We start from the raw sequence: 12,704 nt of genomic DNA, 5'->3' as shown, positions 1-12,704 counted from the left end.
CCTACTCAGCACCTACACAATGGCTGATGAAGGAGAGATTAATCCGGATACTGCTAGAGCCTATGAAGGCTATCTTGTCACATTTCAGTGGCCTGACGGTCAATCAACAGAGCAAGTGGATTATAAAAACATACTGTCCACAGAAAATCTGCTTCGTCTATCAACAACCGAAGAACTAACAACCAAACCGGAAAATAATATAGATCCATCAACCCCTTTCGGGAACATTGAAGCAAGACTGGGCACACATGTAAAAGTTTTAGCAAACCAAGAGTGGACGCTGATTTTCAAGTTCCCAGGAGATACCATTAAAAAGTCCTTTTACAGCACTCAAGAAAAAGACGGTTACCCAGAATTGACCGGTGACATTGCCATAAAACTTGGACGATATTTGGAATCTGACATTGAATATAAACATTATCTATTTGATAGTTTTACTCAACCTGAGACAGCAAATACCAATTCAGCCCCAGAAAATATTTTTTCACGGCCAACTCTGGAACCTGAAAACCAGCCAGAAATTAAACAGTTTGAACCAGCTTTGGTATTAAAACTTAATCTGAAAAATAAAACCGCGAGCAAAAAAATTAACTACTTAGACCACCCTATTATCGGAACATTGCTATATTTTGAACCAATAGAACTAGATGATGCTCTAGAAAAAATAGCAGCTCAATCAGTCACTCCGGAGACAGGTTCAAGCCTAAACTACGACGAGCTACAAAGTACTAACGAACTTTCAGGCCAATAAATAAAAATGGGGGGCTACTAAGAGCAGCCCCCCATTTTAAAACAGACAATTTACTAATTAATAACCTCGAGATTGAGTAAGTTTCCCAACCCAAGACACCGCTTTTTGCTCTAAAGCAGAAAAGAAAGACAAACCAAGACGCTCAGCCATACCTTTTGGTTGCTTATAAGCTATCTGAATAACTTCTGCGTTTTCGTAATTTGAAACCAAATAAGCATCACTGGTCATCACAACATCGATCAACTTATTCTCAATTGCTTCGGAACCATACCAAGTATCTCCTGTAGCAATCTCCTCGATATCTAACTGTGGACGCTGACTTGAAACAAACCGCTTAAACAGTCCATGAGTGTCTTCTAGATCCTGCTTAAACTTTTCACGCCCTTCATCTGTATTCTCACCCAGCATAGTGAGAGTTCGCTTGTATCGTCCTGCAGTATGCAACTCAACATCAATCAAACTCTTATCCAACAATCTATGCACGTTAGGTATTTGTGCCACCACTCCAATTGAGCCGAGAATAGCAAATGGTGCTGCAATAATTTTATCTGCCACACACGCCATCATGTAACCGCCACTAGCAGCCACTTTATCAACACAAATAGTTAAAGGTATATTTGCTTCCCGAATACGCTGCAATTGAGAAGCCGCCAACCCATAGCCATGCACGACACCGCCACCACTCTCCAAGCGAACAACTACTTCATCTTGTGGCTTAGCAACACTCAGGACAGCGGTAATTTCCTCACGCATGGTCGCTACTGCAGAGGCTTTAATGTCACCCTCAAAATCCAACACATAAAGACGCTTTTTAGCCACTTCCTCAGCTTCTTTAGGCGCTTTTTTCAGCGCTTTCTTTTCGAGTTTTTCTTTTTTCTTTTTTTCTTTCGCCAAGTTTTTAAGGTCTTTTTTATCTAACAGCTGATTATCCAACTGAGCTTTCATCGCATCATAACTTTCGTTCAGTTTCGTCACAGACAAACTACCAGGCTGAGACTTACGTTTCCCATTAGATAAAGCAGCCAAAAGAAAGCCAATAACCAAAGCGACACTTATCAACTTCAGCAAAAAACCTGCATAATCAGTTAAAAATTCCAACATTTATTCCTCTAATTAATTATAACTTCTTGAGATAGTGGGGCTATTTAAAAAAATAGCAATATCTAAAAGTCATTAAACACTATAGATACTGCTTTCTTTATCCCTTATTATCAACACACTAAAAAACATAATAATATCTTGAAAAACAGCTAATGCCTTCCCCAAAGGAGCAATAAATGAAGACAACTTTGTCACATGCGCTTGGCAACAACTTTTTAGGGGCCTCTCCCCTATGGTACAAGCAAGCCGTGATCGCTTTTTTAATCATCAACCCTATTGCCGTAATCACTTTAGGCCCTTTCATTACAGGTTGGTTCTTCATCATCGAATTTATTTTCACCCTTGCTATGGCGCTAAAATGCTACCCATTACAACCTGGGGGATTGATTGCAATAGAAGCGATTTTATTAGGCTTAACAACCTCAGATGGTGTTTATCATGAAGTTATAAAAAATTTCGATGTTATTCTTTTGCTCATGTTCATGGTCGCCGGCATTTACTTTATGCAAAGTATGTTGCTTTTTATTTTCAATAAATTACTGGTCAATATTCGATCAAAAACAATTATCTCGTTAGTTTTTAGTTTTACTGCCGCAATACTCTCAGCCTTTTTAGATGCATTAACCGTAACTGCAGTTTTGATTAGTGTGAGTGTTGGGTTTTATTCGGTTTATCACAAAGTCGCCTCCGACCAGCCATCTAGTGGCAATTACAATCACAGTAACGACGATCAAATTCTTCCTATTAACCAAATCGATCTTGCTGCATTCCGTGCTTTTTTGCGCAGCTTATTGATGCATGGCGCCATTGGGACAGCATTAGGCGGTGTTGCTACCTTAGTCGGTGAACCACAAAATCTTCTGATCGCCAAAGTAGCTGACTGGGACTTCATTGAGTTCTTTATCCGTGTTGCCCCAGTATCAATGCCAGTACTCGCCTGTGGTCTCTTGACTGTGATTATTTTAGAAAAAACAAGATTGTTTGATTACGGTGCAGAGCTACCGGAAAATGTACGCAACATTCTGAAAAACTTCGAAAAGGAAGAATCCAACAAAAGCACAAGTAAGCATAAGGCACAACTCATAGTACAAGGCATCGTTGCCGTAGTACTGATTCTTTCATTAGCTTTCCATGTCGCTGAAGTTGGCTTAGTGGGCTTAATGGTCATTGTATTACTCACTGCTTTTAATGGCATTACAGAAGAACACCAAATTGGCCATGCATTTGAGGAGGCGCTACCATTTACCGCTCTTTTAGTCGTGTTTTTCACTATCGTTTCAGTAATACATGAGCAACATTTGTTTCAGCCTATTATTGACTTTGTTTTACATATGCCGCCACACGCTCAGCCGATTATGTTTTTTATTGCCAATGGCATTTTATCTGCGATCAGTGATAACGTTTTTGTGGCAACCGTTTACATTAGTGAAGTAAAAGCAGCCCTCGATGCTGGTGCAATTTCTCAAGAGCACTTCAACACTTTGGCTGTCGCAATCAATACAGGCACAAACCTTCCAAGTGTAGCTACGCCAAATGGACAAGCAGCCTTTCTGTTTTTGTTGACCTCAGCAATTGCACCATTATTAAGGCTTTCTTATGGAAAAATGGTATGGATGGCATTGCCTTATACCATTGTACTCAGCGTTGTTGGTGGACTTAGCGTTGCGTATTTACTCTAAATCAAAAGCTAAAAAAGACGCCCTCGTTTAAGAGGGCGTCTTTCATTATTCGATATATAAATATTCTTAATAATTAGTGCTGTATCCGCCAAAGCGACTGACCAGACTTTTTATCTATCAAATCCAAACGCTCTTCGTGTAACTTCAGCTCACTTTCACTTGCTTTAATAACTTTCAGAGCAGGTCGATCTGCGGAAAATCGGCGAATGGCTTCTACTTCACCCTCTCCTTTAGAATCCGAATCCGAGTTATTTGCCAAGCCTAGGCTGGTTTGCCCGCCAGTCATTAGCAAATACACATCAGCCAGAATTTCCGAGTCTAATAACGCCCCATGCAATTCACGGTGCGAATTATCAATACCATAACGACGGCAAAGAATATCAAGGTTATTTTTTTGTCCAGGGTGCTTTTTACGGGCATAAACCAAACTATCAAAAATGCCGCACACTTCTGCTGTTTTCGGATAGCCTCCAACAAGGGAAAACTCATGATCCATAAAACCAACATCAAACGGCGCATTATGAATAATGAGCTCAGCCCCTTTAATGAAGTCAAAAAACTCTTGAGCAATTTCGTGAAAACGTGGTTTATCGGCGAGAAATTCATTACTAATACCATGAACACGAAATGCTTCTTCTTCCACCTCGCGACCTGGATTAATGTAAACATGGAAATGGCGGTTCGTTAACTTACGACCGATCATTTCAACACAACCAATCTCAATAATTCTATGACCTTGCTTAGGATCGATACCTGTAGTCTCTGTATCCAATACCACCTGTCTCATGATGTCGCCCTCAACTCTTCAATGCCAAGATTAGCAAGCTGATCCGCAATTTCATTACCTTCTATTCCTGCGTGACCCTTTACCCACTTCCAAGTTACTTCATGATGTAAACACTGCTCATCTAAAGCTTGCCAAAGATCTTTGTTTTTGACTGGCTGCTTTGAAGCGGTCACCCAACCTTTACGCTTCCAGCCAGCTAGCCATTCTGTAATGCCTTTCTGCACATAAGAAGAGTCAGTATAAAGCGTTACGGCGCATTTTTCTTTCAAGGCACGTAAACCCTCAATGGCCCCCATTAACTCCATCCGATTATTTGTTGTATTATGCTCACCGCCACAAAGTCGTTTTTCGTGCTCACCAAAAGTTAACCAAGCCCCCCAACCACCAATACCTGGATTGCCTTTACATGCGCCATCTGTGTACATTATTACCTTTTTCACTCTTTCATCTCTTTTGCTGTCGGTTTTGTTAAAGGAGGCACTCGAACCCGAGCGCCTGACCAACGAGGTTTGATAGGAATACAACGCCTTACTTGTTTTGTTGCCGTCATCACATATACACCACTAAAAGGCAGTTTTAACGGTTTCAAAATTTTATCTAGCCAAGCAAAGCGATAACGCCACTTACTACTCTGTATAGGGGGTTCATAATGTATAAAACGCTTACTTTCTAAAGTGAGGCCTGCCACCTTTAACCAGTCTTCTAGACGCTGATGAGCAATAAAGTGTCCGCACCAAGGCGCTTTCACTTTCTTGGAAAATATACGCCGACACCCCCATAAACTCCAAGGATTAAAGCCGACAATAACCAACTTACCACTTGGCAATAAAGTCCTTGCCGCCTCCCTTAGATCATCATGAGGCGTTGCAGAAATATCTAGGGTGTGATGAAAAACATGTACATCGATACCATCAGCTTCAAATGGCAATTCACTTGCTCTGGCTACCACTGTTGAACTAGGCGCTCCAAACTCCAGCTCAGGTGCGATTAAGATACTTTCACGTAACCTGTGATTTTTAAGCGAAAAATCTTTTAAAGGAGACTGACTCACTAAATAGTAACCCACAGCAGAATCAAGCTCGGAAGCGATTTCAGTAAGCTCCAATTGTAACAAGCTTTTACCTAAGTTACTTTTATACCAATTTTGAAAAAATTGTCTTGATTGATCATCCAACATACAATGAATTCTCTATTTAAAACGGTATGGCGTTATCTGAATTATTTTTGGCACGCCATAGGAAACACAACAACCTATTAACAGTAGACAACTTATGACTATCTTTCCGCTTCCCGCCTTCGATGACAATTATATCTGGATAATCCAAGATAAAGATAGTTCAAGCATTTGGGCCGTCGACCCAGGCATGGCCAATGTAGTGTTAGATTACTGCCATAAACATGAGAAAAAATTAGTAGGCATCTTAATTACTCACCACCATAAAGATCATACTGGTGGCGTTGCTGAATTAAAACAACACACAAATTGCCACGTATATGGTCCAAAGCACCTTACTGAGCTGGTCACCCATAGTGTTGAAGACAAAGATCTAGTAAAGGTTTTTTCCCGAAATTTTAATGTTCTCGCCACACCTGGACACACACTTGATCATTTGTGTTATTTTTCAGAGCAGGATGAACCCATTTTATTTTCAGGCGATACCTTATTCAAAGGAGGTTGCGGACGCATAATGGAAGGAACGCCAGAGCAAATGCTGGAGGCAATGCAAAAGATATCTGATTTACCTGACCACACTCTCATCTATGGTACTCACGAGTACACCTTAGCCAATTACCGATTTGCACTTTCCCTAGAGCCCGACAACCTTTCTCTGGTGAATAGCAATCTAGAATGCCAAGAACTAAGATCAAAAAACCTCCCTACATTGCCAACTAAATTAAATTTAGAGAAAAAAACCAATCCCTTTTTACGAAGCCATATTGAGCCTCTTAAAATTCAAGCAGCACAACAACTTAACGAAAAACCGGCGAAAAATCCTATCGATTCTTTCAGCCAAGTTCGTCGAGCAAAAGACAGTTTTAGTTGACCTCTTCCTCCACACCTTTAAAATGGCGAAACTTTACTCAAATTTGTGACCTACATGATATATAAATTTTTATGGATTTGCCTTTTAAGCCTAGTGCTTAGTGCATGTCAAACCGCCTCAAAAATAGAAAGGCAGAACACGTCCAGTGATCTAGTTGAATCATCAGACGATACCGATATCGTAGAAGCCGATACGGAACAACTTGGCTTTATTGATACTGTCCCTCCTGTCGATTCTTCTGCAGAAGAAGTAGAAGATGACAAAACAACAGAACCTGTTATCGCAATTAGCAAGCCTAGACCGCCTAAAGATATATGGGAACGAATTCGTGCAGGCTATCAGCTTAATTTAGATATAGACCGCCCTCGACTCTCTTCACAACTTCGTTGGTTTAGCTCTCACCCATCTTATTTAGATAGAGTGTCAAAGCGTGGTGAGCGTTACCTTTATTATATCGTCAGCGAGTTAGAGAAAGCAGGAATTCCGACTGAAATCGCGCTTCTTCCAATTGTAGAAAGCGGTTTTGATCCCTTTGGCTACAGCCATGGACGAGCTTCTGGCCCCTGGCAATTCATTCCATCTACAGGCCAAATGTATGGATTAGATCAAACTTGGTGGTATGACGGTCGCCGCGACATTATAAGCTCCACTCAAGCGGCTATCGCTTATTTGACACGCCTACATAAAATGTTCAAAGGTGATTGGCTTCATGCCCTTGCTTCCTATAATTCGGGAGAAGGCACTGTATTAAGAGCCATCAGAAAGAACCGGAAACTTGGGAAACCTACTGATTTTTGGTCTTTAGACCTACCAAGAGAAACCCGTGCGTATGTACCAAAACTCATCGCGTTAGCAAAAATCATTAAAAACCCAGAAAAATATAATTATTCAACGTACTTTATCCCAAACAAACCATATTTTGATGTCGTCAATATTGGCGGTCAACTTGATTTAGCTCAGGCAGCGGATATGGCAGACGTAAGTATTGATGAAGTGTATTTACTCAACCCTGGTTTTAATCAATGGGCCACCTCGCCAGAAGGACCACATCGCCTTCTTATGCCCGTTTCCAAGGCCAAGCAATTTAGAACGAAGTTAGCCGAGATCCCAAGTAAAGACCGAGTCACCTGGGTTCGCTACACTGTTAAAGCTGGTGACAACCTTCTGTTGGTCGCTAAGCATCACAATACAACCGTTAACGTACTGCAAAACGTTAACAAAATTTCTTCTACCATGATTCGTGTTGGACAGGAGCTAATGATCCCAGTCGCAGGGAATGATATAGAAAGTTACACACTCAGCTCTCATCAGCGACTACTTGCGAAACAGTCTCGTGCGCCGAACCGTAACCGTATAAAAATAAACTATACAGTTAACCCTGGTGATAGTTTATGGCTGATATCCAATAAATATGGTACAGATAGCAAAACCTTAGCCCGATGGAACAATATGGGCCTTGCCGATCCGCTTATGCCAGGAAAAAAATTAGTTGTTTGGCTAGAACCTAAAAAATCAGAAAAGACAACCCGCAGTGTAATGAAAAAAGTCATTTACACTATTCGATCGGGAGATTCTTTAGCGGTTGTTGCCAATAAGTTTAAGGTTTCTGTCAATGACATTCGTGATTGGAACCCTAAAGTCGGCAGTAAAAAATACGTGCAACCTGGCGATAAAGTCACGCTACTTGTGAATGTGGTTGGTGGGTAAGACGGTTTTCAGACATAAAAAAAGGGCTGTTTTCAGCCCTTTTTTATACCAAAGCACCACCACTGTGACGCTTAAAATAACAGATTATTCATAACGACAAAGATAAGCTGTCGTCTCAGACACCTTCACCTGAAATTTTTGGTTTGCTTCAACAATAAAGGTCTCTCCCTTATTGAATGTCTTCCAATCCTCTTCAGTAGGCAATTTCACCGTTAAAACCCCTGAAACAACCGTCATATATTCTCGCTGACTGGTTCCAAACTCATATTCACCAACCGCCATAACACCAACTGTTGATACGCCTTCCGCATTATTCAATGCAATAGACTTAACTTGATCATTAAAATAACTGTTTACTGTTAACGCTGTACTCATATACAAGATCTCATTTACGTTTTAGAAATACGCTTTCATCAGGGCAAAATACATTTATGTCGTCTTATTGCCAACCATTTCTTCAATTATCCATTCTTTGAATGCCGACATAGCCGAGGTAACAGAACGTCGCTTTTCATAAACGAGATAAAAAGACCTTGCTGTCACCAAAGGCTGATCAAAAAGTACTTTTAATGTACCAGCTTCAATTTCAGGCATTACCAAGTCCACATTGGATAAAGAAATACCTAAGCCTTGTGCCGCCGCCCCAGCCGTTAAAGAACCACTGGAAAACATCAAACCGCGACGAAATACCTTAGGATCCAAGCCATTTTGCTTCAGCCAATCATGCCATTCATCTTTGCGTTTGGCGACATGAAGCAAAGGATAAAAACGCATATCCTCCGGCGTATTAATTGGCTGATCAGGACGAATCAATTTGGGGTTACACACGGGTGACAGTTTGGCTGGAGTTAAAAAATGAGATTCTACGTCATCCCAATCGCCGTAACCAAAATACACAGCCATATCGATATCGCCAGCCGCAAAATCAACCAAGCCAGTAGAAGAACTTATTTCAATTTCAATATCTGGATATTGGCGCTGGAAACTCTCCATTCTTGGCATTAACCAACGAGTCAAAAAAGCTGGCGCTACAGCTAGCCTTAATGAGCCTGATTTTTGCTTACTTTTCAGCTCAGCCGTCGCATTTTCCAGTTGCTCAAAAATGCTTCTTATTGGCTTTAGGTAGGATTCCCCAGCTTCGGTTAAGATCACTTTACGCTTAGTACGGCGAAATAGCTCAATACCAAGAAAGCTTTCTAAACCTTTGATTTGATGGCTAATCGCAGAAGGTGTTACAGACAATTCCTTAGCTGCTTTATTGAAACTGCCGTGACGCGCCGCAGATTCAAAACACTTCAATGAGTTTAAAGGGGGTAAACGATTAATAGGCCTATCTCCAATAGATAAGAAAGTAAGTAAAAGTACACTCCTTCTGAGCAAGAATGAATGTAGCTATTCCTTCCTTTCAAACTCACTCAGGTTTTACAGGTTAAATTGCATATTACTTAACCAATATCGTGAATACAGCTCATCTGTCAATTAATAAAATCTAACTCATTGTATAAATTAACAAAAAATAACGAACACTACTCATCTTCATCGCCGACATTGTTTGTCGACGCAAACCGTTTAGGAGGTAATTTAAATGCCTCAAAGCCATCTTGTTGATTATCATGGAAACGCGCTTTGCGTGCGGGCTTTTTACTTGTCTTTTTCGATGTCTTAGTCTGAACCTTAGCACCACCTTTTTTAGACTCTGTGCAAGCAGGCTTAGGAGGCTGTAATCCTTTAAACTTAGGCTCCAGTCCTTCTATAGATTCTGTCGTGAAGGTTTTTTGCAAGAAAGCCTCTATGGCTTTGAAATTTACCCAATCTTTTGGACCAACCAAAGAATAGGCATCGCCTTTAAAACCAGCACGGCCAGTACGCCCAGTTCGGTGAACAAACTCTTCCGCTTGCTTAGGCAAATCAAAGTTGAAGACATGGGAAACACTAGCAATATCCAAACCACGCGAAGCCACATCAGTACTTACCAGTACATCAAATTGCCCTTTTGCAAAGCTTTCCATTACTTTATTTCGGGCACTTTGGGATAAGTTACCATTCAAAGCTTGAGTCGTTAGCCCCCAATCAGCAATCATTTCAGACAAACGCACAGTGTCATTTTTAGTGGCGGTAAAAACAATCGCTTGTTTGATTGTTTGCCCAACCAATAAGTGCTTTAACAAAGCCTCTTTGTGATCCAAATGATCGCAAAGCAAAACATGCTGGGAAATGTCAGTGTGCTCATCAAACCCTTGCCCAATGGCAACTCGAGACGGCTCTCGCAACAGTTCGCCTGCAATCTCACTGACTTCGGTATTATCTAATGTTGCAGAAAAAAATAAGGTCTGACGTTGGCGATGATTCGCAGCGTCATTGATGGCACGCATAGCATCAGCAAAGCCTAGATCTAGCATTCGGTCTGCTTCATCCAAAATCAGCAACTCAAGCCCTTCTAGAAAGACATGGCGCTGCTTTAAATGATCGACCAATCGTCCAGGTGTAGCGACAATAAAATGAGGGTCTTTCTGTAAGGATTTATGCTGATCGTTAAAATTCTCACCACCTTGAATCAAAATGGAAGTGAGACGACTTCCGGCTAACAAAAGTCTTAATTGACCAAACACTTGCTTTGCCAACTCGCGAGTCGGCACGAGAACAACAACCCTAGGGTCACGTTTGGACAAGGCTTTTTTCTTATAAACCCGATGCAGAGCAGGCAAAAGATAGGCAAGTGTTTTTCCCGAACCTGTTTTTGACGACGCCAATAAATCACGGCCAGCCATCGCTTCTGGAATAGCGCGAGTCTGAATTTCAGTGGCCTCATCAAATCCCAAATGGCTAATGGACTTCAAAATGCGATTATCAAAACCAAATTCTTCGAATAACAAAAAAACACCCCTTTCAAAACAAAAATATTACGCAACTTAAGCATCACGCCGACTACGAGCATTATAACCTAGACAAGCGTAAATTCGTTATTCCTCTTGCATTAAAAGATAGCTTTTACCTGCACTTATTAAGCCCATTCCCTCACCTTTCGCGGTAACAACCCTTTCAAGGCTCTCAACTAGACCATAAAACACATTACGTCCTACCAAAGCCTTCATTCCATAGCGCATAGAAACATAGGGGCGTTCTTCATTTTTGAACGAGTCCATCCAAATATCACAATCGACACCTAACACCAAAACATCATCCGTTTGAGTCCTAAGCTCTATAGCACGACCCGATTCTGTACTGACCCATTGCCAAGTAGTAACAAGAAAAGGCGCATCTTCAACCTGTATACGCACCTTCTCTACAGGCGTCACCAAAAAGTGCTCACCTTTTTCAAACCATAATATTCGACTAAACACGGTCACCATGGCAGAGCGCTTAATTTTTCCACCTTCATGAAACCACTCTCCATTGGCTTTAATCACCATATCCATATCACCACAAAAAGGGGGATTCCAATCATGAACAGGTGGCAAACTAGAGGATGTTGCTTCTGAAAACCCTTTTAATTCAATATTTGCCATAATTTCTCACCATAAGATTAGCGAACCTCACTTTATCTACAATTTTATTCAGCTTCTAAGCAAAGCCTTGAATTCATTTCACTGTTAGAATATCAACAACAAACATAACGAAACGCAGAACAAAAACTTTCACCATTTTCTGCTTTGTTTATATAGAGTGTGACATTATGAAATCGGAAATCGCAACAAAGCTCCAAGACCCTAGTAGAGGGGTTTACTTTATTGGAACAACCCCACCCAAGTCTTCTTTTGACGAAAAGCAGCTAGAGGAAGTCAGTCAGAAACTGCTCGCTCGCCTTGATAATATCGACGTCGATGGTTTAATCGTTTATGACATTCAAGACGAAACCAGCCGAATTGACAAGCCAAGACCCTTTCCATTTATGGAGACCCATGACCCTAGAGCATGGTCAAAGCGCCTTCATCAACAATCAGATAAGCCTGTAATTACGTATAAATCTGTATCATCTCGCAGTTCAGAAGAATTCTCAGGCTGGTTATCAGAAGCTTGGGAGCAGTATGGTATTCGTGATTTGGTCTTAGTGGGTTCTCCCTCTTCAGATAGCGACATCAAGCTGCCATTACCGCAAGCTTATGAGACATTAAAATCCTCACCACATAACTTTAATTTGGGCGGGGTGACTATTGCCGAGCGTCATGAGAAAAAAGGTGACGAGCATTTACGATTACTAAAAAAATCGGCATCAGGCTGTGAGTTTTTTATCTCACAAGCGGTGTACAACCACCAAGCGACAGCGGATCTTATTAGTCGCTACGCAAGAACTTGCAAAGAAAAAGGCGAAACGCCCAAGCGCATCATTTTAACCTTCACTCCCTGTGGCAGCGCAAAAACACTTGAGTTCATGGAATGGCTTGGTATCTCGGTTCCAGAAGCTACTAAGCATCGTATTTTAGATGCTACAGCACCATTAGAAGAGTCCATCAAAATCTGCCGAAATGCCTTAGAGCAAATTATTGAAACCGCCCTACCGCTGGGGGTTCCACTTGGCTTAAATATCGAAAGTTTAACCAATAGAAAAGAAGAAATTGATGCCTCTATTCAGCTATATAAGCTACTAAAGGCAACATTAGATCTTAAACTAGCGGAGCAATCTCTAACTCAATAAT

13 protein-coding genes are annotated in these 12,704 nt (G+C 41.1%); 5 read left to right on the top strand and 8 right to left on the bottom strand.

What is annotated here, in order from left to right:
- Positions 1–19 precede the first annotated feature (19 nt).
- A complete protein-coding gene (locus tag C0J08_RS08225; protein ID WP_249344590.1) occupies positions 20–751 on the top strand; it encodes a hypothetical protein in 732 nt (243 codons plus the stop codon).
- A gap of 57 nt (positions 752–808) precedes the next feature.
- On the opposite strand, the gene sohB is transcribed toward C0J08_RS08225, so the two are convergent.
- Positions 809–1,852: a protease SohB gene (gene sohB / locus C0J08_RS08220; protein ID WP_502711626.1), complete on the bottom strand. Its 1,044-nt coding sequence runs from the start codon at positions 1,850–1,852 to the stop codon at positions 809–811.
- Positions 1,853–2,028: 176 nt separating this feature from the next.
- Between sohB and nhaB the strand changes: the two genes are divergently transcribed.
- A complete protein-coding gene (gene nhaB / locus C0J08_RS08215; RefSeq protein ID WP_212655663.1) occupies positions 2,029–3,531 on the top strand; it encodes a sodium/proton antiporter NhaB in 1,503 nt (500 codons plus the stop codon).
- Positions 3,532–3,604: 73 nt separating this feature from the next.
- On the opposite strand, the gene dnaQ is transcribed toward nhaB, so the two are convergent.
- The 3 genes from dnaQ to C0J08_RS08200 are packed head-to-tail and all read right to left on the bottom strand — an operon-like array spanning position 3,605 to position 5,495.
- A complete protein-coding gene (gene dnaQ, locus C0J08_RS08210; protein WP_212655662.1) occupies positions 3,605–4,318 on the bottom strand; it encodes a DNA polymerase III subunit epsilon in 714 nt (237 codons plus the stop codon).
- Complete coding sequence (gene rnhA / locus C0J08_RS08205) at positions 4,315–4,758, bottom strand: ribonuclease HI (RefSeq protein ID WP_249344588.1); 444 nt, start codon at positions 4,756–4,758, stop codon at positions 4,315–4,317. The genes dnaQ and rnhA overlap by 4 nt, the downstream gene beginning before the upstream one ends.
- Positions 4,755–5,495: a class I SAM-dependent methyltransferase gene (locus C0J08_RS08200; protein WP_212655661.1), complete on the bottom strand. Its 741-nt coding sequence runs from the start codon at positions 5,493–5,495 to the stop codon at positions 4,755–4,757. The genes rnhA and C0J08_RS08200 overlap by 4 nt, the downstream gene beginning before the upstream one ends.
- A gap of 94 nt (positions 5,496–5,589) precedes the next feature.
- On the opposite strand from C0J08_RS08200, the gene gloB reads away from it, so the two are divergent.
- Positions 5,590–6,363 carry a hydroxyacylglutathione hydrolase gene (gene gloB, locus C0J08_RS08195; protein WP_212655660.1) on the top strand — a complete coding sequence of 258 codons (774 nt, stop codon included), beginning with the start codon at positions 5,590–5,592 and terminating at the stop codon, positions 6,361–6,363.
- Between the two features lie 54 nt (positions 6,364–6,417).
- Positions 6,418–8,070 carry a lytic transglycosylase gene (locus C0J08_RS08190; protein WP_212655659.1) on the top strand — a complete coding sequence of 551 codons (1,653 nt, stop codon included), beginning with the start codon at positions 6,418–6,420 and terminating at the stop codon, positions 8,068–8,070.
- Positions 8,071–8,154: 84 nt separating this feature from the next.
- Here the strand turns inward: C0J08_RS08190 and ppnP are convergent, their stop codons facing one another.
- From ppnP to C0J08_RS08170, 4 genes are all read right to left on the bottom strand, one after another.
- Complete coding sequence (ppnP, locus tag C0J08_RS08185; RefSeq protein ID WP_212655658.1) at positions 8,155–8,445, bottom strand: pyrimidine/purine nucleoside phosphorylase; 291 nt, start codon at positions 8,443–8,445, stop codon at positions 8,155–8,157.
- Positions 8,446–8,499: 54 nt separating this feature from the next.
- A complete protein-coding gene (gcvA, locus tag C0J08_RS08180; RefSeq protein WP_502711625.1) occupies positions 8,500–9,450 on the bottom strand; it encodes a transcriptional regulator GcvA in 951 nt (316 codons plus the stop codon).
- Positions 9,451–9,596: 146 nt separating this feature from the next.
- Entirely contained in the window at positions 9,597–10,943 is a 1,347-nt protein-coding gene (locus tag C0J08_RS08175) for a DEAD/DEAH box helicase (protein ID WP_212655657.1), read from the bottom strand.
- Between the two features lie 87 nt (positions 10,944–11,030).
- On the bottom strand, positions 11,031–11,576 hold the full coding sequence (locus C0J08_RS08170; protein ID WP_212655656.1) for a DUF1285 domain-containing protein: 546 nt from the start codon (positions 11,574–11,576) through the stop codon (positions 11,031–11,033).
- A gap of 167 nt (positions 11,577–11,743) precedes the next feature.
- Between C0J08_RS08170 and C0J08_RS08165 the strand changes: the two genes are divergently transcribed.
- Complete coding sequence (locus tag C0J08_RS08165; RefSeq protein WP_212655655.1) at positions 11,744–12,703, top strand: hypothetical protein; 960 nt, start codon at positions 11,744–11,746, stop codon at positions 12,701–12,703.
- Position 12,704 lies beyond the last annotated feature (1 nt).

It is taken from the genome of Marinomonas sp. CT5, from assembly GCF_018336975.1.
Taxonomy (GTDB): domain Bacteria; phylum Pseudomonadota; class Gammaproteobacteria; order Pseudomonadales; family Marinomonadaceae; genus Marinomonas.
This window is presented reverse-complemented; position numbering and strand designations above follow the sequence as displayed.

Coding starts and splice junctions, on each gene's coding strand:
- C0J08_RS08225 (WP_249344590.1), top strand. CDS start 20: ATGGCTGATGAAGGAGAGATTAATCCGGATACTGCTAGAGCCTATGAA.
- sohB (WP_502711626.1), bottom strand. CDS start 1,852: ATGTTGGAATTTTTAACTGATTATGCAGGTTTTTTGCTGAAGTTGATA.
- nhaB (WP_212655663.1), top strand. CDS start 2,029: ATGAAGACAACTTTGTCACATGCGCTTGGCAACAACTTTTTAGGGGCC.
- dnaQ (WP_212655662.1), bottom strand. CDS start 4,318: ATGAGACAGGTGGTATTGGATACAGAGACTACAGGTATCGATCCTAAG.
- C0J08_RS08200 (WP_212655661.1), bottom strand. CDS start 5,495: ATGTTGGATGATCAATCAAGACAATTTTTTCAAAATTGGTATAAAAGT.
- gloB (WP_212655660.1), top strand. CDS start 5,590: ATGACTATCTTTCCGCTTCCCGCCTTCGATGACAATTATATCTGGATA.
- C0J08_RS08190 (WP_212655659.1), top strand. CDS start 6,418: ATGATATATAAATTTTTATGGATTTGCCTTTTAAGCCTAGTGCTTAGT.
- ppnP (WP_212655658.1), bottom strand. CDS start 8,445: ATGAGTACAGCGTTAACAGTAAACAGTTATTTTAATGATCAAGTTAAG.
- C0J08_RS08170 (WP_212655656.1), bottom strand. CDS start 11,576: ATGGCAAATATTGAATTAAAAGGGTTTTCAGAAGCAACATCCTCTAGT.
- C0J08_RS08165 (WP_212655655.1), top strand. CDS start 11,744: ATGAAATCGGAAATCGCAACAAAGCTCCAAGACCCTAGTAGAGGGGTT.